Genomic DNA, 23587 nt, shown 5'->3' with positions numbered 1-23587 from the left:
CCGATTTTCAGGCCGCCACCACCTCTTGCGGCTCGAAGCTGTCCGCCCGCGCCATCTGCCACATCCGCGAATAGAACTCGCCGTTGACCTCGCCGTTGAGCAATTCACCCGGCTTGAGGAACACATGCATCTGCGAGAACAGCTTGATCTCGGTGGCCGAGATGCGCCGCACCAGGTGCTTGGCTTGCAGTTGCGAGGGGTGATCGAGGCCGGCGGCGGCGAGCATTTCAGCCAGGGCCTTGAGGGTGTTGTGGTGAAAATTGTGCACCCGCTGGGCCTTGTCGGGCACCACCAGGGCGCGCTGGCGCAGCGGGTCCTGGGTGGCAACGCCGGTCGGGCACTTGTTGGTGTGGCAGCTTTGCGACTGGATGCAGCCGATGGCGAACATGAAGCCGCGCGCCGAGTTGGCCCAGTCGGCGCCGATGGCCAGGACGCTGGCGATGTCGAAGGCGCTGACGATCTTGCCGCTGGCGCCGAGCTTGATCTTGTCGCGCAGGTTCAGGCCCACCAGGGTGTTGTGCACGAACAGCAGGCCTTCGCGCAGTGGCACGCCGATATGGTCGGTAAACTCCACTGGCGCCGCGCCGGTGCCGCCTTCCTTGCCGTCGACGACGATGAAGTCAGGCAGGATGCCGGTTTCCAGCATGGCCTTGGCGATGCCCATGAACTCCCAGGGGTGGCCGAGGCAGAACTTGAAGCCCACCGGTTTGCCACCTGACAGTTCACGCAATTGGGCGATGAACTGCATCATCTCGATCGGGGTAGAGAACGCGCTGTGGCGTGACGGCGAGATGCAGTCTTCACCCATCATCACCCCGCGGGTTTCGGCGATTTCGCGGGTGACCTTGTGCTTGGGCAGGATGCCGCCGTGGCCGGGTTTGGCGCCCTGGCTCATCTTGATTTCGATCATCCGCACTTGCGGGTTGCGCGCCTGCTCGGCAAAGCGCTCGGGGTCAAAGCGCCCGTTCGAGGTGCGGCAGCCAAAGTAGCCGCTGCCCAGTTCCCAGGTCAGGTCGCCACCGTGCTCGCGGTGGTAGGGGCTGATGCTGCCTTCACCGGTGTCGTGGGCGAAGTTGCCCAGCTTGGCGCCCTGGTTCAGGGCACGGATGGCGTTGGCGCTGAGTGAGCCGAAGCTCATCGCCGAGATATTGAACACCGACGCCGAGTAGGGCTGCGTGCACTGCGGGCCGCCGACGATTACCCGAAAGCTCGACGGGTCGCTGAGCGGCGCCGGGCGCATGGAGTGGCCGATGAACTCGAAACCGGACTGGTACACGTCGATCAGGGTGCCGAAAGGCTTGTCCGAAGCTTCGTTCTTGGCCCGCGCATACACCAGCGAGCGCTGCGCCCGGGAAAACGGCAGGGCATCGCTGTCGGCTTCAAGTAAGTACTGGCGGATTTCCGGGCGAATGCCTTCGACCAGGTAGCGGATATTGCCCAGGATCGGGTAGTTGCGGCGCACCGCGTGACGGCTTTGCAGCAGGTCGCCAAGGCCGATCAGGCTGAGCACGGCGGTGACCAGGGTGAACGGCCACAGCCATTCGTGGTGGAGGAAGGGCAGGCTGACCAGGGTGAACAACACACAGGCAGCGAAGAAGGCGTAGCGGCTGAGAAGTGACAGGCTCATACGGTTTCCTTGCGATGGCACGGTCAGGCTCAGGGCCTGGACAAACCCCGACCTTAGCCCGGTTGGGGTTTCCAGCGCCAGCCCGCAGCGCGCAAGGGCTGCAAGCTTCATCTTGGAATCGAAAATCATTTGTATTTGCGAGCAATTGATATGTTATATAGTATCAGATCTTGTTCGTTAATTTTCCCAAGAGGCTTGGCCATGAAACCCGGCATTCACCCCGACTATCGCCCCGTGCTGTTCCACGACACTGCCGCCGATGTGTACTTCCTGATCGGCTCGACCGTCGACACTGACCGCAGCCACACCCATAGCGACGGCAAAACCTACCCCTACGTGGCCCTGGATGTTTCCAGCGCTTCGCATCCGATCTATACCGGGCAGCAGCGCAAGACCACGGTCGAAGGCCGGGTGGCCGGTTTCAACAAGCGCTTTGCCGGGTTCGCCGCGCCGCAGGTCAAGTGACCAGAGCAGCATCGCGGATCAGGCGCTCGCGCCATTCGCCATGCGCCGCCAATTCATCTTCTGCATTGAACTGGAGCTTGCCGGCAATCAGCATCGCCACCGGCACACCATCGCGATAAAGCAGGCGATTGCCGCTGACTGCAGGCACCTTGCTGCCCGGCAGCAGGGTGCCAACCAGGTTCAGCGGGTCGCTGGCGCTGATCGCCACCAGGCTGCCATCGAGCGGGCGCCGGCGCACTTCGCGCAGCAGTGCCACGGCCTCAGGCAGGGCGAACTGCTCGCCGGCCAGGCCGCTGATAAAGCGCCCGCCACGGATTTCGCCGCGGGCTTCCAGGCGGTGGTAGCAGCGCAGCAGCTCGCGCCAGCTGGGCAGCCAGTCGGCCTCGCGATCCAGCAAGCGCCAGCACATCACGCCATAGCGGCGCAGCAAGGTGCGGGCGATGTGTTCAAGGTCCTCGTCACGCTTGGCAGTGGGTTTGCGCAACAGCGCCCAGCGCCCGGCGTCTTCCATACCGCCGAACAATGGCCCGCGACCGCGGCGATGGCTACGGCCCTGGCGTTTGCTCGCCGGGGTAATCAGTGCACGCAGGCCGGCAAAGCTGTCGGCGCTGATCAAACCGGCGGCCACCATCTCTTGCAAGGCGTTTTCCAGTTCGCTGGGCAGCAGGTGGGCGTCGTGCACCAGCTCATCGAAGAACAATGCGCCGTGTTCGCTCAACACCGTGTGTACGCGTTGGGCACGCAGGCCCAGTTCGCTGCTGTCCAGCGCCGGGCTCAGGGCCCGCCACAAGCCCAGGCGGGGGCGTGGCAACAGCACCAGCGGCGTGCTGCGCAGGGTGCTCGCCGCGGCGCTCGGGGCCAGGCGCGCCCAGGCATATTTGCCGGCGCGGCAGGCTTCGTCGAGCCAGCGCGGGCTGTAGTCCTTGAGCCGGGTGGGCAGCAGGTCGCTTTCCCAGGCCGCTGCCGCTGCCGGGTAACCTTCGAACTGATCGAGCACGGCGCTCAGCGCGGCCTGGCCTTGCAGGCGCGAGCCGGGTGCCAGGTGCTGCCAGTCGAACAGAAAGCGGGTGAAGTCCTGCAGGCTGACCGGTTCGATTTCCCGGCGCAGGCGCTTGATGGTGTAGCGATGAATCCGCGCCAGCAGGTGCCGTTCGCACCATTGCAGCGCCTGCTGGCCCGGTTGCTGGTTCGGTTGCTGATTTGCTTGAAAGTAGTAGCCGCGCATCACGTAGCCTTCGCCTTCCAGGCGGGCCAGGGCCTGCTCGATGGCGCTGACCGGCAGTTGCAGCGGCGCGGCAATCTGCTCGGTCGTCAGCGGGCCGAAGCCGCTCAGGCGTGCGCGCAGCAGCTCGACCAATGCGGCTTCGGCGTCCATGGCCTGATCAAAGCCGGGCAGGGCTCTGACGTCGGGTGTCAGGGGCGCGTTTGGGTACAGGGCGCGCAGCAGCATCAGGCGTTCGCGGGCCAGCCACAATGCTTGGCCACCGCTCAGTTGCAGGCGGCAGGCGCGGCCTTCATTGCCCAGCGCCGCCAGCCACTCTTGCCAGCCGTCATTGGCCTCGGCTTCGGCCTGGCTGATGCAGGCCAGGCTCATCAGAGCCTCATGCATTTCATCGCTGCGGGTGGGCGTCGGCCAAGCCTCGCTTTGTACGGCGGCGATGGCCTGCGGGTCGAGCGCGCCGAGGTCATCGCTGCTTTGCGCCTCGTTCCAGCGGCGATTGAGTACGGCCTGGGTGCGTCGTTCTTCTAGCGGCGCATCATCCAGGAAGGTATAGGGCCGGGCGTTGAGAATGGCCGAGGCCAGCGGCGAAGGCGCGGGCAGGTCACGGGCAATCAGCGTGATCTGGCCGTGTTCGATACGCCGCAGCAGCGCCAGCCAGCCTTCGCTGTCCATGGCTTCGTGCAGGCAGTCGTCGAGGGTCTGCTCGACCAGTGGGTGATCGGGAATCTGCCGCTCGCCGGCGAGGTTTTCCAGGCAGGCGATCTGGTCGGGGAACACTGCGGCTATCAGGTCTTCGCTTTTCATCCGCTGGATTTGCGGCGCCACCTTGCGCCCGCCGACAAAGCGCGGCAGGGCCAGCGCGGTGCCGGCATTCCAGCGCCAGCGTACGCCGAACAGCGGCGCATCGAGCAGGGCCTGGATCAGCACCGCCTCGGCGCTGTTGCTGTGCAGGTAACGCCAGACTTCTTCGAGGGCAAAGCTGTGGCTGGCCGACAGCGACAGGACAATCGCATCTTCGCTGGCCGCCGCCTGCAGCTCGAAGTTGAAGGTACGGCAGAAGCGCTTGCGCAGGGCCAGGCCCCAGGCGCGGTTGATGCGGCTGCCGAACGGTGAGTGGATGATCAGCTGGGTGCCGCCGGACTCGTCGAAAAAACGCTCCATCACCAGGGTTTGCTGCGAGGGCAGGGCGCCGAGCACCTGGCGAGTATGGGCCAGGTATTCAAGCAACTGCTCGGCGCTGTCCAGGCCCAGGCTCAGCTCGGTCGTCAGCCAGTCGAGCAGCGGTTGCAACTGGCCGTCGGCAGCGCCCAGGCGCTGGTCGATCTCGCCTTGCAAGCGTGCCACGCCTGCCGACAACTCGTCACTGCGCCCCGGCGCTTCACCGAGCCAGAACGGGATGCTCGGCGGCAGGCCCTTGGCGTCCTCGACCCGCACCCGGCCGCTTTCCACGCGCAGGATGCGGTAAGAGGCGTTGCCCAGCTGGAAGATATCGCCAGCGATGCTTTCCACCGCGAAGTCTTCGTTGACCGTGCCGATGTTCAGGCTCTGCGGTTCGAGCACCACGCTGTAGTCGGCGTTATCGGGGATGGTGCCGCCGCTGGTCAGCGCCGTCAGTTGCGCGCCACGGCGCCCGCGCAGGGTACCGTTGACCGCATCTCGGTGCAGATAGGCGCTGCGGATACCCTGGCGACCATTGAAGCCTTCGCCGAGCATGCGCAGCAGCGCCTGGTAGTGGCCTTGATCCAGCTCGGCGTAGGGCATGGCCCGGCGCAGGCAGTCGAACAGCGCCTGTTCATGCCATTCCTGGCTGCTGACTTCGGCGACGATCTGTTGCGCCAAAACGTCCAGCGGTGCCTGCGGCACCTGCAGGCGATCGAGCTCGCCGCGCCGTACGCAATCGAGCAACGCTGCGCATTCGATCAGGTCATCGCGCGACAGCGGGAACAGCCGGCCCTTGGGCGTGCCTTCGACCTGGTGCCCGGAGCGCCCGACTCTTTGCAAAAACGCGGCAATCGAGCCGGGCGAGCCGATCTGGCAGACCAGCTCGACCTCACCGATATCAATGCCCAGCTCCAGCGAGGCGGTGGCCACCAGGACCTGCAGCTCACCACGCTTGAGCCGTTGCTCGGCGTCCAGGCGGTACTCCTTGGCCATGCTGCCGTGGTGCGCGGCCACGGCGTCGCGGCCCAGGCGTTCACTCAAATGGCGGGTCAGGCGCTCAGCCAGGCGCCGGGTGTTGACGAACACCAGGGTGGTGCGGTGCTCGCGGGCCAAGGCCGCCAGGCGATCGTAGACCAGGCCCCAGACATCCGTGGCCATCACCGCGCCAAGCGGCACCGGCGGCACTTCCAGGCCCAGGTCGCGGGGGCGGGCATGGCCGATATCGACAATCGCGCACTCGCGCCCCTGGCCCACCAGAAACTGCGCCACGCGCTCGACCGGGCGTTGCGTGGCCGACAGGCCGATGCGCCGCAGTGACCGCCCGCACAGCGCTTCAAGGCGTTCCAGGCTCAGGGCCAGATGGCTGCCGCGCTTGTTGCCGGCCAGGGCGTGGATTTCGTCGACGATTACCGTGTGCACGCTGGCCAGGCCCTGGCGCCCGGAGGCCGAGCCGAGCAACACATACAGCGATTCGGGGGTGGTCACCAGAATATGCGGCGCCTGGCGGCGCATGGCTGTGCGTTCTTTTTGCGGGGTATCGCCGCTGCGCACCGCCGTGCGGATTTCCAGCGGCGCCAGGCCTTGCTCGGCCAGTACCGCGTTGATCCCGGCCAGCGGCGCCTGCAGGTTGATCTGGATATCGTTGGACAGCGCCTTGAGTGGCGAGACGTAGACCACCTGGGTCTGGTCCGGCAACTGGCCGGCGGCCAGGCCCTGCACGAACAGCTCGTCGAGGATGGCCAGGAAGGCAGTGAGGGTTTTGCCCGAGCCGGTAGGCGCTGCCACCAACAACGATTGCCCGCTGCCGATCAACGGCCAGGCTCGGGCCTGGGCGGCGGTGACCGTCGGGAACTGGCGCTCGAACCAGGTGCGGACCGCGGGGTGGAAGGCGTCCAGTTCCGGGTGCTTGCAGGCGGGTAGGTTCATGGCCTGTTTATGCGGCCAATGGCGCGGGCTTGCAAGGGGCGTTCGTCAAACCGGCCCAGGATTGAAAGGCACCTGCCAACATGTGATCCTTGCGCGCTTTCCTGTTCACGAGCGTCCCATGAGCAAAACCATCCGCATCGCCGCCGCCCTCCTGCTTGACCCGCAAGGCCGTACCCTGCTGGTGCGCAAGCGCGGTACCCAGGCGTTCATGCAGCCTGGCGGCAAGATCGAGACCGACGAGCAGCCGGTCAGCGCCCTGGCCCGAGAGCTGTTCGAGGAGCTGGGCCTGGCGATCGAGGCGCAGGACGCCGAGTACCTGGGGCAGTTCAGTGCCCCGGCCGCCAACGAGCCGGGTTTTGTCGTCCAGGCCGAGATTTTCAAGGTGCACACCGCCATGCCGGTCGAGCCCGCTGCGGAAATCGAAGAAGTGGTGTGGGTCTCGGCACGCAAGCAACTGACCCTCGAGCTGGCTCCGCTCACACGGGACTTGATTCTGCCGCTGTACCGGCAGTTAACTACAGCACCTGCCTGATCTCACTTGCAAAGGAATGCCGATGATCCCCACCCATGAATGGCTGCTGTTTATCGGCGCCGCGCTGCTGATGGTGCTCACCCCCGGGCCGAACATGATCTACCTGATTTCCCGTTCGATCTGCCAGGGCCGCATGGCCGGGGTGACGTCGCTGCTGGGGGTGGTCGGCGGTTTTCTGGTGCACATGACGGCCGCTGCCATTGGCCTGACCGCCTTGTTCATGGCCGTGCCGCTGGCCTACGACCTGCTCAAATGGGCCGGTGCCGGTTACCTGCTGTGGCTGGCCTGGCAGGCGGTCAAGCCGGGTGCCCGTTCGCCGTTCGAGCCTCGCGAGCTGGCGCCGGACTCACCGCGCAAACTGGTGTTGATGGGTTTTCTGACCAGCGTGCTCAACCCCAAGGTGGCGGTGTTCTACCTCTCGGTGCTGCCGCAGTTCGTCTCGCCGGAAAACGGCTCGGTGCTGCTCCAGAGCCTGGCCCTGGGCCTGACCCAGATCGCCGTAAGCTTTTCGGTCAACCTGCTGATCGCATTGTTCGCCGCCGGCATCGCCGGTTGGTTTGTGCGCTACCCGCTGTGGCTGATGCTGCAGCGCTACGTGATGGGTTTCGTCCTGGCCGGCCTGGCGTTGCGCCTGGTGCAGGAGCAACGCCGGGCGGTGTAAGGCTCAGCGTACCGCGCTGACGCCATCGAGGGTCGAGAACGAGGTGTCCTTGGCGGTCAGCAGAAAATCGCGCATGTACGGCGCATCGAGCATGTCGCTGCGCACCGCCGCGTAGAGTGTGGCGAACAGGCCTTTCTCGCCCAGGCGCTTGGCCTTCACGTAGCCGCGCGAACTGTACTCGTGCAAGGCCCAGTGTGGCATGCCGCAGACCCCGCGGCCGCTGGCCACCAGTTGCATCATCATCACCGTCAATTCGGCCGTGCGCACCTGCGCGGGCTCGACGTCGGCCGGCTCCAGGAAGCGGGTGAAGATATCCAGGCGGTCACGCTCTACCGGGTAGGTGATCAGGGTTTCCGTGGCCAGGTCTTCCGGCACCATGTACGGCTTGTGCGCCAACGGGTGCTGGTTGGCCACGGCGAGCATGGCTTCGTAGGTAAACAGCGGCACGTAGGTGATGCCGCTGAGCTCCAGCGGGTCGGAGGTCACCACCAGGTCGAGGTCGCCGCGGGCCAGCGCCGGCAGCGGGGCGAAGGCAAAGCCCGAGGCCAGGTCCAGTTCGACCTCCGGCCAGGCATCGCGGAACTGGTCGATGGTCGGCATCAGCCACTGGAAGCAACTATGGCACTCGATGGCCATGTGCAGGCGCCCGGCAGTGCCGCCGGCCAGGCGGGCGATGTCACGCTCGGCGCCGCGCAACAATGGCAGGGTGGCATCGGCCAGCTGCAGCAGGCGCAGGCCGGCGCTGGTAAAACGCAGCGGCTTGGTCTTGCGCATGAACAGCGGCATGCCCAGGCGCTCCTCGAGCTCCTTGAACTGATGGGACAGTGCCGACTGGGTCAGGTGCAGGCGTTCAGCGGCCTCGACCAGGCTGTCGGCTTCGCGCAAGGCGTGCAGGGTTTTCAGGTGGCGAATTTCCAGCACCGAGGGGCTCCATGAGTAAACTTTGAGATGAACACGAATTTATTGAGTTTGTCTCATGTTGGTCTGACTGTCGACAATAGCGTCATCTTTTACAGGGAGGACGTTTTCTCATGGCACTGGCCCACAACCTTGGTTTCCCGCGCATCGGCGCTGACCGCGAACTGAAAAAAGCACAAGAAGCCTACTGGAAAGGCGATCTCGATCAGGCCGGCCTTGAAGCCGTTGGCCGCGAACTGCGTGCCCGTCACTGGCAGGTGCAGAAAGACGCCGGGATCGAGCTGCTGCCGGTTGGCGACTTTGCCTGGTACGACCAGGTGCTGACTCACTCGCTGACCTTCGGTGCAATTCCCGAGCGCTTCGCCCAGGTTACCGGTGATAACGGCCTGCCGACCCTCGATACCCTGTTCGCCATGGCCCGTGGCGCCAGCAACTGCTGCGGTGCCAGCCACGGCCAGACGCAATATGCGCAAGAGCTGACCAAGTGGTTCGACACCAACTACCACTACCTGGTCCCGGAATTCAGTGCTGACCAGCGCTTTTTGCTCAGTTGGGAGCAACTGTTCGAAGAAGTCGCCGAAGCCCAGGCCCTCGGCCACGCGGTGAAACCGGTGCTGATCGGCCCGCTGACCTACCTGTGGCTGGGCAAGGCCAAGGGCGGCGAGTTCGACAAGCTCGACCTGCTTGAGCGCCTGCTGCCAGTGTACGGTGAAATCCTCAGCCGCCTGTCGCGCCAGGGTGTGGAGTGGGTGCAGATCGACGAGCCGATCCTTGGCCTGGACCTGCCGCAGGAATGGAAGAACGCCTTCGAACGTGCCTACCACATCCTCCAGTACTCGCCCCTGAAGAAACTGGTCGCCACCTACTTCAGTGGCCTGGAAGACAACCTCGGCCTGGCCGTCGGCCTGCCGGTGGATGGCCTGCACATCGACCTGGTGCGCGCCCCGGAACAACTGCCGGCCGTGCTCGATCGCCTGCCAACCTACAAGGTACTGTCGCTGGGCGTGGTCAACGGCCGCAACGTCTGGCGCTGCGACCTGGACAAGGCCCTGGAGCAGCTGCAACAAGCCCAGCAGCGCTTCGGTGCCAACCTCTGGGTCGCCGGTTCCTGCTCGTTGCTGCACAGTCCCGTGGACCTCTCCCGTGAAGACAAGCTCGATGCCGAGCTGAAAAGCTGGCTGGCCTTCGCCGTGCAAAAGTGTGAAGAGATCGCCGTGCTGGCCAAGGCCCTGGATACCCCGCACCTGCCAGCAGTACAAAACGCCCTGAGCCACAGCCGCGCGGTACAGAAAAGCCGTGCCGAGTCGCCACGCATTCACAAGCCGCAGGTCCAGGCGCGCCTGGCCGCCGTCACCGCTGCCGACAGCCGGCGTCAGTCGGCCTTCGCCCAGCGTATCGAAGCCCAGCGTCAGCGCCTGCAACTGCCGGCATTCCCGACCACCACCATCGGTTCTTTCCCGCAGACCTCGGCGATCCGCCTGGCGCGTCAGGCCTTTAAGCAGGGCAAGCTCTCGGCCAACGATTACACCGATGCCATGCACAGCGAGATTCGCCATGCCGTGCAGGTCCAGGAGCGCCTGGGCCTGGACGTGCTGGTGCACGGTGAAGCCGAGCGCAATGACATGGTCGAGTACTTTGCCGAGCAACTGGACGGCTATGCCTTCACCCGCTTTGGCTGGGTGCAGAGCTACGGCTCGCGTTGCGTAAAGCCTGCGATCATCTACGGCGACCTCAGCCGTCCGCAGGCCATGACCGTGGCCTGGATCGAATACGCCCAGCGCCTGACCAGCAAGGTCATGAAGGGCATGCTGACGGGCCCGGTGACCATGCTGATGTGGTCGTTCCCGCGCGAAGACGTGTCGCGCAAGGTCCAGGCCGAGCAACTGGCGCTGGCCATTCGTGACGAAGTGCAGGACCTGGAAGCCGCCGGCATCAAGATCGTGCAGATCGACGAAGCCGCGTTCCGTGAAGGCTTGCCGCTGCGCCGGGCGCAATGGCAGCAATACCTGGGTTGGGCGGTGGAAGCCTTCCGCCTGTGCTCAAGCGGCGTGCGCGATGAAACCCAGATCCACACCCACATGTGCTACAGCGAGTTCAACGATGTGATCGAAGCGATCGCGGCCATGGACGCCGACGTCATCACCATCGAGACTTCACGTTCGGACATGGAGTTGCTGGAGGCCTTCGAAGCTTTCGACTACCCCAACGACATCGGCCCGGGCGTCTACGACATCCACTCACCGCGGGTGCCGGACACGGCCGAGATGGTCAAATTGATGAGAAAGGCGGTCAAGCGCATCCCGGCTGAACGCCTGTGGGTCAACCCGGACTGCGGCCTGAAGACCCGTGCCTGGCCGGAGACTGAAGCTGCGTTAATCAATATGGTCGCGGCAGCGCGACAACTGCGCAGCGAACTGGCATGAAACCAGCAACGGCGAGCCTCTTGGCTCGCCGTCGCGACTAGCCACTACAGATTTGCGAAATAGCGGGTTGCTGTGTCTGGGCGAATCACGCCACGCCAGATCTCTTCTGGCGTGCTCCCGGCGCTTGCCTGGGCCTGCTGCCACTCAGGCCCCTTTTTGCGGTCCACGGCCCGTTTGAGATGGGCGGCATTGAAGTTCTCGAACGGTGTATCCAGGCCACGGTAGTGGAAGTGGGCGTACCACAGCACAGGCTCGCCGGCTGACTGCAGGTCGCGAATCTCGTACTCCTGCAGGTAGTCGCGGGCTTTGAGCATCTGGCGTTCCCCCAGTTTGCGAATGCCGATCTGTTGCAGACCATCCAGGTAGGCAAGATGGCCTTCATTGGGACGAGGGCTGACCTTGATCTGTTCGATGCGCAGTTGGACGCCTTCCTGGCGCAATCCTGCCGCCTGGGTGCGCAGCGCTGTCGTATCCGCCGCGTTGCCGCCTATCGCTTCGATTCGGGTCGCGCAGTTTTGCAGCTCGTTGGCCTTGGCGATCATCATGTCTTCAAGGTCTGCCGGCAGGGTGTCGGGTTTGATGTAGCCGCGTACCCGTCGACGGAAGCTGTCCAGATCCTCAATCAACTGGGTTGCCGTCTGCTTGAGGTCGCGCAGTTCATGCGGTCGTGCCGGCGTTGCCGGCGCCTGTGGCCGCCACCGTTCACCCACAGATTCAAAGCGCCTGACGACACTACCTTCAGCACTATGCACGGTAATCAGTTCGGGAGCATTGCCGCTGGCCGGAGTGTAATCGCCAATGTAGTAGTGGTTGTCCTCTGCCTGGAACAGGCGCGGACTGCTGTTTTGTCCACGGTTAGGGCGTAGGCCGGGCAAACGCTGGACCGCCTTGTCGCTCTGCAGGATCAACTTGTCGAGATTGTCGTACAGCTTCCCCAGGTAGTGCTCGTCAAACAGTTCCGGAAAGCTGGCGTTGGTGCTTTGCAGTTCAAGTTTGTATTGGCGGTAGATACGCTGGGCTTCGGTCTGTATCGCACGGCGTTGAACCGCACTGTTGGGGACTGCTTGCAACTCCGACAAGGTCGCCTGGATCAGGTGCACTTCGTCTTCGATGGTTCGTAATCGCCCTGTATAGAAATCTGCGATGACAGAAGTATTGGCGTACTTTTGTGCCAGGACTATCAGGTGCGGGGTGTTATGGAAGGTGAAGAATGAGTCATTGAAGTTTCTATCCAGCCGACTGTACGAAGTTTTCAGGAGCTCATGGCCTGCTACATCTTGCAGGTACCGTGCGGTACCTTCAAAGCGTGCCGCCAAGTGTGAGAGTTTTTCTTTGAACTGGCTATTGGCCTCATCCAGTCGTGTGAAGAAAAGGGCGGGGTTGTCATCAAGGCTTTCAACGGTCCTGATGCGTTCGACAAACTCGGACTTGATGTCTGCCAGCTGTTTTTTGAAGTCGGCCGCGCGGCTTCTTACTTGAGGTTGAGCTGGAGCAGTTACCCGTTGGAACCAGGTGTCGAGTTCCTTCTTTTGCTCAAGCATCTGTTGCTTGTACTCCACGACCTTCAGCGATTTGCTTCGCAGTTGCCGCAACAGGGGAGCCTGATCGACAAGATCATTCAGCCCCCTTAGCCTTGCGCGAATGAGCAGTGATTCATGTAGGTTTCGCAACGCCGCCTTTCTGGCCAGGTCGATCACGTTCAGGGTTCGATCACACGCAACTCTGGCAAGACGCACCTTTTGTGTCAGGGCCTTTTGCCTCTCTGCCCTGAGACTGATTTTTTGCAACTCGTCCCACGCGTTATAGGCTTTTTCTGCCCCAGTTACGTCTGCCCGGCAGTTTGCTTTCATTGTTTCAAGCAAAGCCTGTTGGGCTTCTGGGGCGGCTCTCTCGTACGCATCGAACGCAGTGTTGGTACGTTGCAATGCGGTTTGAAGCTGAACTTCATTCTCCAGGCATTCAGTAGTCAGCCTCAGCTGGAGCCGATAGTGACGGTCTACCCAGATTCGTGGCAGCCGCTCACGAACAGCCGCTGGCCAATACGGGTCCAACTGATCGGCCAGATGTCCAAGTACCTGCCCGCCGCCTGCACCGCCGCCGCGCAGGTGCACGCCATACAGCGCGAAATGGGTGTCCCACTGGCCGTTTTCATTCAGCGCGATATTTTTCCGCCAGGTCTTGAACTGTGTGCCACGCAGACGCCAGGTGTGTTCCGTCTCCAGCCATTGCACCTGGCAGGGGCGGTCGCCCACCAGGATGAAGTCGCCTTTGGCGTGCTGGTAGATGCCTTTGTACCTGCCGTGGCGCCCCGGCTCGATCCCGGCCAGCGACAACGGCGTCTGGTATTCGTAACCTTCAAAGCGCGACAGGCGTTGGGCGCTGCCGGGCGCAAAGCCCGCCGCCGGGCCTGCTTGCAACAGTTGCAACTGACGCTGGCGGGTCAGCTGACGGGCGCTCAGGGCCTTGAGGGGCAGGCCGGGCGCGAGGTCGATGGCAGCATCGACGAAAGCCAGCAGCACTTGTTGCAGCGCCTCCAGCGCCTTGTACACCTCATCCTGGCGCAATGCGCTGACCAGTCGGGCACTGGCTTCAAAGAAGTCGTAGACGGCGACGACGGTCCCGATTACCGGAATGAAGCCCAGCGCCATCTTGATGTAGTTAAAGATCATGCCGCTTTGGTAGGCGAAGTTTTCCAGCCACAGGTCGCGGTTCGAGCGCGAGGTGGCGCGATGGGCTTCGAGAATGCGGCCACCCTGGGCGTCGAGTAGGTGCTGGGCCAGTGAGGTGGTCGAGGGCCATGTCGTGCCCAGGCCAATAATGCCGTCGAAGCGATGTTCGATGGCCTGGCGCATCCGCGATCGGTGTGCGTCCGGGTTGCCCAGCAAGGCGCGCCCGGCCAGGTAGTCGATTTCGCCGCTCTGCTTGCTCAGGTCATACAAGCCGGAACGGGCCGCTTCCAGGCTGCTGTACTGGCGTACCAGGCGGGTGGGATGCTCGGGTCGGTAGAGTACGGTGATGCCGCTGTTCTGATCGCTGATGAAGGTGACCCCGGACAGCGTAGTGCCGTAGCTGTCGGTGTCTTCGCCGCCTGCGGTCAGCCGGGCAGAAATCAGTTCAATATCATGGCCGTCGGCTTGGTAGGCCGCTTTGCTGTCGGCGTCGATGGCGATATTGAAGATCGTCTGGCCCCTGTCGTCCAGCTCGCCCTTGGCCCTGGCGTGGGCGCTATGCATGATGAGCATCTGGCGGAAAGGTTCACCCAGGCATTGACGCCGATAGGCCCGGGAAAAAGCGCCTTCGTGAGTGCCCCGATACGCCTCGGTGATCTTGTTTTCGTATTGCTGGGCCAGGTCAAGGTCGGTGGCCAGGCCGCTCAGGTAGGTTTTGTCGATGCTGTCCTTGAGCTGTTGAACAAGCGCCTGATTCGATGTGTTGAGCTTCAGCTTGAGAAAGCTCAGACGCTCTTCCATGGCCTCGTCGATGTTGTCCAGCAACAAGGCATCCAGCGTCAGGTCGACCCATTTGTTGCTGGCCTTGAGCGTCGGCTTGGTGGCAATGCCCTGGGGGCTGGTGCTGTCAACCACAATGGGCACCCACGAGGTGCTCTCTGGCAGGTAGAGGGTGATGGGGCTGTCGTCGTAGCCAGGGAAGTCCTGCTTCAGGCGTTGGCTGATGAGCTGGCGGCAGAACAGTTCGCGGTGGGGCAGGTCGCGGGCGACCAGGGCCTGGGCCCGGTGCATCGCCGCGATGAAGCCGAGGGTGCCGGCCTTGAGCATCGCGCGATCGCTGGCCGACAACTTGTCCAGCCAGTTCAGGGGAGCGCCCGTCAACGTGGCACTGGTTTCCTGTTCCTGGATCAGGTTGAACGCGTACTCGCGCGCGGCGTGGCGGGGGACCTGCAGGCGCCGGGCCAGTGCTTCTTTCACCGCCGCGGGCGCCTCCTCGGTGGTCAGCGCAGTCTTGGCCTGGCTTAAATGGTGGGCCAGAACCACGGCCAGGACATCGCCGGTCACCGGGCTCAGGCTCAGTGACTGCTCGCTCTGATCGTTGATGGCGAAGCAGCGGGTCAGTTCCGCTTGGTTGGCGCAGCGTAGCAGCCCGCCGGCTTCACCCGGCCAGTACAGCAGCAGGCTCTGCGGGTTGTCACCGTCCTGCAGGGTCACGACCAGGCAATCATTGAGGGTGGTGCTGGTAGAGATTTGGACGCCATTGTCCATCGACGTTGTGTTGAGCACTGGATGCGCCGCGACAATACTGGAGCCCAGGCGCGGGAAGGTGTCGGGTTGATCGAGAAGGCTTTCGAGCCACCTCAACTCTTCGTTATCGATTTGCCCCAGCAGGTTCTGAAAGCGCGCGTGGGCGCGCAAGCCGTGGTAATGCGCCTGGAGCAGCGCAGCATTGGCGGCGGGGGATTGCTCCTGGTGCCAGGTGTCGGCCTTCAGTTGCTGCTCAATGGCCTGTTCCGCTTGTTGGCAGGCATCGCCAAGAGTTTGCTGATGATCCTTGAGCGCTTGCAGATCGGTTTCGGCAATGCTGGCCATCAGTGCCCGCTGGGTGTTGATCTGTTGCAGGCGGATGGAATAAGGGATGTCGAGGTTCAAGCTGCCAAAGTCGTAGAGCGAACGCTGCGAGGCGTCTTCGCTGTCGGTGGATTCAAGGGCAGGCGGCAGGCTGAAGATGCTTGAACTGCGCTGCTGAGTATCGACCCAGTGGACCATCGACAGCGCAAGTTCGCCAAACTGGCGGATATCTTCGCCGGGCTTGAAGTCCAGCGCGCTCAAACGCTCATTGAGCAGGCTGTTGAACAGCGGGCTGAAACCGCCCGAAAGGCTGTCGTGGCTTTCATAGCTGACGCTGGAGGCCGTGGCGCCAATGGCCGCCTCCAGGTCCGCCTGGGACGCGTGGGTACTGAAGCCGCTGCCGGGGCGATACAGCATCAGCTGTGGTTCGTCTTCGGTTTTGAACAGCAGCGCTCCTGGCATTGCCTGTCCGTCTATCGCGACGGTCTGGATCTCGATACCTTGCTGGCTTTGCCATTCAGGGTTGTCGAGCACCTCTTGGACCGCGCGCTGCTGTTGCCTATCGAATTTGCCGGTTGCCAGCGCCACATCCCAGCAGGCCTTGAAAATATCCAGGTACTGGTTCTGGGCATGGGTACGGCGGCTGACGGCGGTATCTGCGGCCCGCGCTTGCCAGTAGCGATCCCACTGGCGTCGGACCGCTGCGGGAAGGTCCAGTTGCGCAAGCCTGGCGAGCAGTTGTGTAGGTGTCAGGCGCAAGGTCGGATGATCGGGGCCCTGAGCGGTCACCTGGGCGTGCTGGTCAAGATCAGCGGGCGGCTGGGGATACTGGCGCGTGTGTAGCGCCAGGGCGACCAGGCTGACATCGCTGTCGTGTGCATCGGAGATACGGAATCGCAGGGCAGTGCTCAGTGGATCGATACCCAGCTGTTCGCGTACTACGTCCTGTAGTGTCTGGTAAACGCCGGGTGCTTGTGCAAGCAAGGTGGTGAAAGTATCGCGATGGTCTTTCCAGCGTTTGCTGGCATCTGCCAGCAACGCAGTGTCGTGGTTTATGACTGAAATGAAATCCACAGAAGAGTGAGGGGCGGGGACTTCTGGCAAATCGCTCATGGCGGTATCCCAAACGTGAAGTTATGGCCGGAAATGGCGTTCACATTGGGCGCGAGGCGTTGCCGCTAGATGCGGTACATAGGTACTGCGGATAACCGTCGGGCGACATTCATCAAACTGTCACGCAACTGTGGCAGCGCGCTTGAACGAATTTCATCAGACTCGCGCTCTACTGGGGATTTGCATTCTGGTGTTTCGCTCATGCGGGCTTTGGTTTTTTTTCTGGCGCTGATGTGCGCTATTCCTTCTTTTGCAGCGTCGCGTTGCGACGTCAACGTGCCCACTGAACGGGTCGAGCTGGCGCAGGTCAGCCTGGCTTACCAGAGCATCGGGCGTGATTCGGACCCGGTCTTGCTGCTGGTCATGGGCCTGGGCGGGCAACTGATCCACTGGCCCGATGAAGTGGTGGTGGCCCTGTGTCAGCAGGGCTTTCGGGTGATCCGCTACGATAACCGCGATGTCGGCCTGTCCAGCTGGAACCAGGCGCCAGACGACGCCAACCTGACCTTCGAAGTACTGCGCTACAAGCTGGGTTTGCCGGTGGCCGCGCCTTACACCCTGAGCGACATGGCCGAAGACGGCCTGGGGTTGATGGATGCCCTGCAGGTCGAGCGCTTTCATGTCCTGGGCGTGAGCATGGGCGGCATGATCGCCCAGCATCTGGCGGCGCTGGCACCGCAGCGGGTCGAGAGCCTGACCCTGATCATGTCCAGTTCCGGTGCCCAGGGCCTGCCGGCACCAAGCCCGGCGCTGGTGCAGTTGCTGGCCAGGCGCGGTGCGCCGAATCGCGAGGTGGCGCTTGAACAGCAGGCCGACTTGCTGGCCGCCTTAGGCAGCCCCGAGGTCAAGGATGATCGTCAGGCGCTGCTTGAGCAGGCAGCGATAGCCTACGACCGCGCCTTCAACCCCGAAGGGGTCAAGCGCCAGATCATGGCGATCCTCGCCGAACAGAGCCGGGTTGAGCTGCTCAACAACCTGCGCCTGCCGACCCTGGTGGTGCATGGCACCGCCGACCCGCTGCTGCCGGTGATGCATGGCGTACACCTGGCCGCGCACATCAAGGGCAGCCAGCTACGCCTGATTCCAGGCCTGGCGCATCGCTTTCAGGAGCAGTTCAAAGGGCCGTTGCTGGGTGCGGTGTTGCCGTATCTGAACACGCAGCGCCTGGCCGATACCCATGTGGCGGTGTATTGAGACTGCTGCTGCCCTTAACAGGTCAATGCAACCTGACCCAGACACTCACCAGCACCGTCGCCACCACCAGCCAGGCCAGGGTCGCCAGGGCCAGCGAAGTTTCCAGGCGCAGGCGCTCGACCAGCAGGTACAGCGTCGCCAGGTAAACGAAGTAGGGGATGATCGACCACGCACTGAACAGGATGGTGGTCTTCAGGTCCTCCAGTGAACGCCCCTTGCCGACGATGTAGTGGGCGATCAGGGCGAAGGTCGGGAACAACGGCACCAGGCCGGCTATGTAGTAGTTGCGGGTCTTGGCCAGGGCGGCAAGGATCACCACCACGGCCGCACCCAGGCAGGCTTTGAGGATCAGGTCCACGTTTTGTTCCGTTTCTGCGGCCGGTCAGCCCAGGCCATACTTTTTCACTTTGTCGAACAGCGTGGTCTTGGCCATGCCCAGCTCCTGGCTGGCCTGGCTGAGGTTGCCGCCGGTACGTTGCAGGGCATCGCCGAGCAGGTTGCGCTCGAAGGCCTCGACCGCTTCGGCAAAGCCCAGGCCCTGGTTGGCGCTGGCACCGGCCTTTTTGAATGCCGGCAAACCCAGGGCATAGCGCTCGGCGACGTTGCGCAGTTCGCGCACGTTGCCTGGCCAGTCGTGGGCCATGAGCCGCGACAGGGTCTGGCTGTCCAGTTGCGGGACTTCCCGGTCGAAGCGCAATGACGACTGCTGCAGGAAGTGTTCGAACAACTGCAGGATGTCTTCGCGGCGTTCGCGCAGCGGCGGCAGTTCCAGGGTCACCACGTTCAGGCGGTAATACAGGTCGCTGCGAAACTGCCCGCTCTGGCCCAGGGCGTCGAGGTCGGACTTGGTCGCGGCGATCACCCGGCAATCGACGGCGATGCTCTGGTTCGAGCCCAGGCGTTCCAGGGTGCGCTCCTGCAGCACGCGCAGCAGCTTGATCTGCAGGTTCAGCGGCATGCTTTCGACTTCGTCGAGGAACAGCGTGCCACCGTTGGCGTGCTCGATCTTGCCGATCCGGCGCTTGCCGGCGCCGGTAAAGGCGTTGGCTTCGTGGCCGAAAATCTCGCTTTCGAACAGGTTCTCCGGCAGGCCGCCGCAGTTCAGGGCCACGAACGGCGCGCCCTGGCGGCGGCTGAAATCATGCAGGCAACGGGCGACCAGTTCCTTGCCGGTGCCGGTCTCGCCCTCGATCAACACGTTGGCCGAGGTATCGGCGACGTTGGCGATCAGTTCACGCAGGTTCTGCATGGCCGGCGAGCGGCCGATGATTCGCCCTTCAAGGGTACTCTGCCCGGCCAGTTGCCGGCGCAGGGCAAACACTTCGCGGGACAGCCCGCGCTGCTCCAGGGCACGGCGCACCACTTCGACCAGGCGCTCCGGGGCGAAGGGTTTTTCCATGAAGTCGTAGGCGCCGTTGCGCATGGCGCCGACCGCCATGTCGATATCGCCGTGGCCGGTGATCAGCACCACCGGCAGGCTGCGGTCGCGGGCCTTGAGGCGGCTGAGCAGTTCCAGGCCATCGATGCCGGGCAGGCGGATGTCGCTGACAACGATGCCGGCAAAGTCATCGCCGATGCGCTGCAGGGCCTCTTCGGCGCTGCCAACGCCTTCGCAGGCAATGTCTTCCAGGGCCAGCGCCTGCTGGCAGCCGAGCAGCACATGCGGGTCGTCTTCGACGATCAGGACAGTTAGGGGCGCTTGGTTCATAGGGACTCGGCTGATTCTGTGGGGGCATTGACCAGCGGCAGGCCGAGCACGAACGCAGTACCGCCGCTGGCGGGGTGTTCGACGCTGAGGCTGCCCTTGGCGGCGGCGGCGAGGCTGGCAGACAGGGTCAGGCCCAGGCCCAGGCCGTGCTCTCCCGGTTTGGTGGTGAAAAACGGTTCGAACAGGTGCTTGCGTGCTTCGTCATCGATACCGTGACCGTTGTCGCGTACGCGCAGGCGGTACTTGTCGCCCTGCAGCTCGCCTTCCAGCCACAGCTGCGGCATCGGTTGCGCGGCCATGGCATCGAGGGCGTTGCCGATCAGGTTGACCAGAATCTGCTCCAGGCGGGTCTGGTCAATGGCCAGCTTCTGGTCTTCGTAGTTGCTGTGCAACTGCAGGTGACAGCCGGCGATGCGGTTGCCCAGCACTTGCAGGCTGGCCTCGACGGCCTTGCCTAGCGAGGCCTTGCCGCTGTCTTCGCCACGGCGGGCGAAGGAGCGCAGGCTGGCGGTGATGCGGCCCATGCGGTCAATCAGGTCGTTCATGGTGCGCAGGTTGGTGCTGACGGTTTCCAGCGCGCCGCGTTCGAGGAAGCGCACGCTGTTGCCCGACAAAGTGCGCAGGGCCGCCAGCGGCTGGTTCAGTTCGTGGGCGATGCTGGTCGACATCTGGCCGATGGCGGCCAGCTTGCCGGCCTGGACCAACTCGTCCTGGGCGTGGCGCAGGGTCTGCTCGGCATGCCGGCGTTCGCGGATCTGGCCCTTGAGGCGTTCATTGCTGGCGCGCAGGTCGGCGGTGCGTTCGGCGATCTTGCGCTCCAGCTGGCTGTTGGCTTCTTCCAGCGCTTCACGGGCGGCCAGGCGCGTGGCGATCACCTTGCGCCGTTCGTTCCAGGCAATCAGCAGGATCGCCAGCAGGGCAAAGGCGACGCCGACCAGGATGCCCTGGACCATGGATTCGCGGCGCAGATCCTGCAGCGGCGTGAGCAGGGTGAAGTGCCAGGGGGTGTCGCTCAGGCGCCGGGTTTGCGCCAGGTACGCCACTTCGCGGCGGCCATCGCCGAGTTCGGCATTGGCCGGGAAGCTCAGCTTCTCGACGCCGTCGGCGATTTTCTCCCGCGACAGCGGCTCCAGTTCATTCAGCGGCCACCAGTAGTACTGCAGGCTGCGCGCCAGGCGTTCCTTGATTTCCGGGGTCAGCGGGCGCACCGACTTGAGCCGCCGTGCCGGGTCGCTGGAAAGGATGATGATGCCGTTCTCGTCGCTGACGAACGCCTCCAGGCGAGCCCGTTGCCAGCGCTCTTCCATGGCCTCAAGGCGCACCTTGATCACCGCCACGCCGATGATCTTGCCGTGTTCTTCCAGGCCGTGGGCGAGGAAATAACCCGGCTCCCCGGTGGTGCTGCCGATGCCATAAAAGCGCCCCGGCTGGCCGCGCACGGCGTCCTGGAAATAGGCGCGGAACGACAGGTCTTCGCCGAGGAAGCTATCGACATCGCGCCAGTTGCTGGTGGCCTGGACCCGGCCGCTGGTGTCGAGGACGAAGATCGCCCGGCTGCGACTGCGGCGGTTCAGGCCTTCAAGGTATTCGTTGACCGCCTGGCGGTGTTCGCCATCGGCTTCGGTGAGCAGGCTGGAAACGCTGTTTTCAAGCTCCAGCAGGCTTGGCAGGTAGGTGTACTTGCTGATCTCGCTCTCGACCGCGCGCGCGTGCAGCTCGAGCTGGCGCTCGCCGTTTTCGCTCAAGGTGCGGATGCCGTTGTGTTCGCTGATCATGAAGCCGGCCACGCCCAGGCCGATCATCAGCAGGATGATCAGTGGCGGTAACAGCAGCTGGCGAATCAGACGGGGTTTCACGGCAAGGGCAGGCTTGGCAGGGCGAAAGAGCGTAGGGTCGCATTTCATCACAGTAGCCTTGGTACGGCCAGCACGCTCTGCCGGCGTACACCGGACAGAGCGTGATGATCACCTCAGTGTTGCAGGATCTTGCTGAGGAAGTGCTGGGTACGCTCATCGCGCACGCTCTGGTCACCAAAGAACTCTTCCTTGGTGCAGTCTTCGATGATGTTGCCCTTGTCCATGAAGATCACCCGGTTGGCGACCTTGCGGGCAAAGCCCATTTCATGGGTCACGCACATCATGGTCATGCCTTCGTTGGCCAGCTGGACCATGACGTCGAGTACTTCGCTGACCATTTCCGGGTCCAGTGCCGAGGTCGGTTCGTCGAACAGCATGACGATCGGGTCCATGGCCAGGGCGCGGGCAATCGCCACGCGCTGTTGCTGACCACCGGAGAGCTGGCCCGGGTGCTTGTGGGCATGCGCCGAGAGGCCGACCCGCTCAAGCAGTTGCAGGCCCTTCTTGGTGGCTTCTTCCTTGCTGCGGCCGAGCACCTTGATCTGCGCGATGGTCAGGTTTTCGGTGATGGTCAGGTGCGGGAACAGCTCGAAGTGCTGGAACACCATGCCGACCCGCGAACGCAGCTTGGGCAGGTTGGTCTTGGGGTCGGCGATCGAGGTGCCGTCGACCACGATGTCACCCTTCTGGAAGGGTTCCAGGGCGTTGACGCACTTGATCAGGGTCGATTTGCCCGAGCCCGACGGACCGCAGACGACAACCACCTCGCCTTTCTTGACCTCGGTGTTGCAGTCGGTCAGAACCTGGAAGTCCCCGTACCACTTGTTGACGTTCTTGATGGAGATCATACGGTTATCCTTTTCTGCAGACGCTTGACCAGGAAGGAAGCGGAGAAGCTGATGACGAAGTACACGGCGCCGGCAAACACCAGGAACTCGTTGGAGCGTCCGATGATGTCGCCACTGGCCCGTGCCGAGTTGAGGAAGTCGACCAGGCCGACGGTGTAGACCAGCGAGGTGTCCTGGAACAGGATGATGCTCTGCTGCAGCAGCAGCGGGGTCATCTTGCGAAACGCCTGGGGCAGGATGATCAAGCGCATGGTCTGGCCGTAGGTCATGCCCAGGGCCTGGGCGGCGCCCATCTGGCCCTTGGCGATCGACTGCACGCCGGCGCGGACGATTTCACAGAAATACGCCGCCTCGAACATCATGAACGCCACGACGCAGGAGGTGAACGCCCCGATCGGGGTGTCTTCGCCAGTGATCCAGCGCAGCACGAACGGTACCGCCAGGTAGAACCAGGTGATCACCAGCAGCAGCGGGATGGAGCGAAAGTAGTTGACGTAGGCGCCGGCCACGTTCGACAGCAGCTTGTTCGACGACAGGCGCATCAGGGCCAGGATGGTGCCCAGTACGATACCACCGACAACGCCCATGACCATCAGCTGCAGGGTCATGAGCATGCCGTTCCACAGGCCCGGCAGGGCAGGAATGATTCCACTGAAGTCCATTATTTACCCCCCACGGAGATCAGGCCGGGCACGGCGACTTTCTTCTCGACCAGGCGCATCAGCAACATCAGGCCCATGTTCAGGGTGAAGTAGATCAGGGTCGCCAGGGTGAAGGCTTCAAACAGGTTGGCCGAGAACTCGGCGGTCTGTTTGGTTTGCGCCAGCAGCTCCATCAGGCCGATCAGCGAGGCCACCGAGGAGTTCTTGAACACGTTCAGAAATTCCGAGGTCAGCGGCGGAATGATGATCCGGTAGGCTTGCGGCAGCAGCACGTTCCAGTACACCTGCGGCAGGCTGAAGCCCATGGCGCGGGCGGCGGCTTCCTGGCCGCGGGGCAGCGCCTGAATGCCGGTACGCACCTGCTCGCAAACACGCGCGGCAGTGAACAGGCCCAGGCAGACGATCACGCTGATCAACGCCGAGGTGGTCGGGTTGAGGTCCTGCTTGTACCACTCCTGCAGGTTCTCTGGCAGCAGGTCGGGCACCAGGAAGTACCAGATGAACAGCTGCACCAGCAGCGGTACGTTACGAAAGAGTTCCACGTAGGCGGTGGCAATGCCCGACACCAGACGGTTTGGCACGGTACGCATGACGCCGAGTATCGAACCCAGCAGCAAGGCAATGATCCAGGCGGCGATGGCAATGGCGATGGTCCAGCCCAGGCCGGTGATGTACCAGTCCAGATAGGTTTCGCTGCCCACGCCAGTGGACTTGAAGAATACGCCCCAGTCCCAGTTGTAATTCATCGGGA

Annotated in this window: 15 protein-coding genes and 1 pseudogene; 5 read left to right on the top strand and 11 right to left on the bottom strand. The window is 63.4% G+C overall.

The features are described from left to right. Nucleotides 1-7: 7 nt before the first annotated feature. A complete protein-coding gene (locus tag LOY34_RS21350; RefSeq protein WP_195884880.1) occupies nucleotides 8-1627 on the bottom strand; it encodes an FMN-binding glutamate synthase family protein in 1620 nt (539 codons plus the stop codon). Nucleotides 1628-1828: 201 nt separating this feature from the next. On the opposite strand from LOY34_RS21350, the gene LOY34_RS21345 reads away from it, so the two are divergent. Continuing rightward, nucleotides 1829-2092 (top strand): type B 50S ribosomal protein L31, encoded by a 264-nt coding sequence (locus LOY34_RS21345; protein ID WP_045197685.1) that lies wholly within the window; start codon nucleotides 1829-1831, stop codon nucleotides 2090-2092. On the opposite strand, the gene LOY34_RS21340 is transcribed toward LOY34_RS21345, so the two are convergent. Beyond that, a complete protein-coding gene (locus tag LOY34_RS21340) occupies nucleotides 2085-6401 on the bottom strand; it encodes a DEAD/DEAH box helicase (protein ID WP_195884879.1) in 4317 nt (1438 codons plus the stop codon). The genes LOY34_RS21345 and LOY34_RS21340 overlap by 8 nt on opposite strands. A 118-nt stretch (nucleotides 6402-6519) precedes the next feature. On the opposite strand from LOY34_RS21340, the gene LOY34_RS21335 reads away from it, so the two are divergent. Together LOY34_RS21335 and LOY34_RS21330 are read left to right on the top strand one after the other, a co-directional pair. After that, on the top strand, nucleotides 6520-6933 hold the full coding sequence (locus LOY34_RS21335) for an NUDIX domain-containing protein (RefSeq protein ID WP_195884878.1): 414 nt from the start codon (nucleotides 6520-6522) through the stop codon (nucleotides 6931-6933). Nucleotides 6934-6955: 22 nt separating this feature from the next. Further along, nucleotides 6956-7594 (top strand): LysE family translocator, encoded by a 639-nt coding sequence (locus LOY34_RS21330; RefSeq protein WP_045197690.1) that lies wholly within the window; start codon nucleotides 6956-6958, stop codon nucleotides 7592-7594. A gap of 3 nt (nucleotides 7595-7597) precedes the next feature. Here LOY34_RS21330 and metR read toward each other — a convergent pair whose 3' ends face one another. Continuing rightward, the gene (gene metR / locus LOY34_RS21325; protein ID WP_045197692.1) at nucleotides 7598-8515 is read right to left on the bottom strand and encodes a transcriptional regulator MetR; all 918 of its coding nucleotides are present in this window, start codon (nucleotides 8513-8515) and stop codon (nucleotides 7598-7600) included. Nucleotides 8516-8625: 110 nt separating this feature from the next. Between metR and metE the strand changes: the two genes are divergently transcribed. Next, nucleotides 8626-10935: a 5-methyltetrahydropteroyltriglutamate--homocysteine S-methyltransferase gene (gene metE / locus LOY34_RS21320; RefSeq protein WP_195884877.1), complete on the top strand. Its 2310-nt coding sequence runs from the start codon at nucleotides 8626-8628 to the stop codon at nucleotides 10933-10935. Between the two features lie 44 nt (nucleotides 10936-10979). Here the strand turns inward: metE and LOY34_RS21315 are convergent, their stop codons facing one another. Both LOY34_RS21315 and LOY34_RS27605 read right to left on the bottom strand, forming a co-directional pair. Next, on the bottom strand, nucleotides 10980-15716 hold the full coding sequence (locus tag LOY34_RS21315; protein ID WP_258664001.1) for a hypothetical protein: 4737 nt from the start codon (nucleotides 15714-15716) through the stop codon (nucleotides 10980-10982). A 135-nt stretch (nucleotides 15717-15851) separates the two neighbouring features. Then, nucleotides 15852-16568: pseudogene (locus tag LOY34_RS27605) on the bottom strand (dermonecrotic toxin domain-containing protein); the annotation flags it as partial. A 201-nt stretch (nucleotides 16569-16769) separates the two neighbouring features. On the opposite strand from LOY34_RS27605, the gene LOY34_RS21305 reads away from it, so the two are divergent. Continuing rightward, nucleotides 16770-17762, top strand: a complete 993-nt coding sequence (locus LOY34_RS21305; RefSeq protein ID WP_045197698.1) for an alpha/beta fold hydrolase — start codon at nucleotides 16770-16772, stop codon at nucleotides 17760-17762. Nucleotides 17763-17784: 22 nt separating this feature from the next. Here LOY34_RS21305 and LOY34_RS21300 read toward each other — a convergent pair whose 3' ends face one another. The 6 genes from LOY34_RS21300 to LOY34_RS21275 all read right to left on the bottom strand — a co-directional run bounded on the left by LOY34_RS21300 (nucleotide 17785) and on the right by LOY34_RS21275 (nucleotide 23582). Next, entirely contained in the window at nucleotides 17785-18111 is a 327-nt protein-coding gene (locus LOY34_RS21300) for a GlpM family protein (protein WP_195885917.1), read from the bottom strand. A 33-nt stretch (nucleotides 18112-18144) separates the two neighbouring features. Next, nucleotides 18145-19470 (bottom strand): sigma-54 dependent transcriptional regulator, encoded by a 1326-nt coding sequence (locus tag LOY34_RS21295; RefSeq protein WP_093380107.1) that lies wholly within the window; start codon nucleotides 19468-19470, stop codon nucleotides 18145-18147. Next, complete coding sequence (locus tag LOY34_RS21290; RefSeq protein WP_093380110.1) at nucleotides 19467-21374, bottom strand: ATP-binding protein; 1908 nt, start codon at nucleotides 21372-21374, stop codon at nucleotides 19467-19469. The genes LOY34_RS21295 and LOY34_RS21290 overlap by 4 nt, the downstream gene beginning before the upstream one ends. 65 nt (nucleotides 21375-21439) lie before the next feature. After that, nucleotides 21440-22174, bottom strand: coding sequence for an amino acid ABC transporter ATP-binding protein (locus tag LOY34_RS21285; RefSeq protein WP_045197706.1), 735 nt, complete (start codon nucleotides 22172-22174; stop codon nucleotides 21440-21442). Continuing rightward, the gene (locus LOY34_RS21280; RefSeq protein ID WP_176794325.1) at nucleotides 22171-22839 is read right to left on the bottom strand and encodes an amino acid ABC transporter permease; all 669 of its coding nucleotides are present in this window, start codon (nucleotides 22837-22839) and stop codon (nucleotides 22171-22173) included. The genes LOY34_RS21285 and LOY34_RS21280 overlap by 4 nt, the downstream gene beginning before the upstream one ends. Further along, nucleotides 22836-23582 (bottom strand): amino acid ABC transporter permease, encoded by a 747-nt coding sequence (locus tag LOY34_RS21275; RefSeq protein ID WP_045197710.1) that lies wholly within the window; start codon nucleotides 23580-23582, stop codon nucleotides 22836-22838. The genes LOY34_RS21280 and LOY34_RS21275 overlap by 4 nt, the downstream gene beginning before the upstream one ends. Between the last annotated feature and the right edge of the window lie 5 nt (nucleotides 23583-23587).

The sequence above is a fragment of the Pseudomonas sp. B21-009 genome, assembly GCF_024749345.1.
In the GTDB taxonomy this organism is placed as follows: Bacteria; Pseudomonadota; Gammaproteobacteria; order Pseudomonadales; family Pseudomonadaceae; genus Aquipseudomonas.
The sequence above is the reverse complement of the archived record's forward strand: the minus strand, read 5'-3'. Positions and strand labels throughout refer to the sequence as shown.

Bases quoted from the DNA above. Each gene is read 5' to 3' on its own strand.
- LOY34_RS21290 (WP_093380110.1), bottom strand. From the start codon at position 21,374: ATGAAATGCGACCCTACGCTCTTTCGCCCTGCCAAGCCTGCCCTTGCC.
- LOY34_RS21335 (WP_195884878.1), top strand. From the start codon at position 6,520: ATGAGCAAAACCATCCGCATCGCCGCCGCCCTCCTGCTTGACCCGCAA.
- metE (WP_195884877.1), top strand. From the start codon at position 8,626: ATGGCACTGGCCCACAACCTTGGTTTCCCGCGCATCGGCGCTGACCGC.
- LOY34_RS21340 (WP_195884879.1), bottom strand. From the start codon at position 6,401: ATGAACCTACCCGCCTGCAAGCACCCGGAACTGGACGCCTTCCACCCC.
- LOY34_RS21285 (WP_045197706.1), bottom strand. From the start codon at position 22,174: ATGATCTCCATCAAGAACGTCAACAAGTGGTACGGGGACTTCCAGGTT.
- LOY34_RS21275 (WP_045197710.1), bottom strand. From the start codon at position 23,582: ATGAATTACAACTGGGACTGGGGCGTATTCTTCAAGTCCACTGGCGTG.
- LOY34_RS21350 (WP_195884880.1), bottom strand. From the start codon at position 1,627: ATGAGCCTGTCACTTCTCAGCCGCTACGCCTTCTTCGCTGCCTGTGTG.
- LOY34_RS21295 (WP_093380107.1), bottom strand. From the start codon at position 19,470: ATGAACCAAGCGCCCCTAACTGTCCTGATCGTCGAAGACGACCCGCAT.
- LOY34_RS21305 (WP_045197698.1), top strand. From the start codon at position 16,770: ATGCGGGCTTTGGTTTTTTTTCTGGCGCTGATGTGCGCTATTCCTTCT.
- LOY34_RS21330 (WP_045197690.1), top strand. From the start codon at position 6,956: ATGATCCCCACCCATGAATGGCTGCTGTTTATCGGCGCCGCGCTGCTG.
- LOY34_RS21345 (WP_045197685.1), top strand. From the start codon at position 1,829: ATGAAACCCGGCATTCACCCCGACTATCGCCCCGTGCTGTTCCACGAC.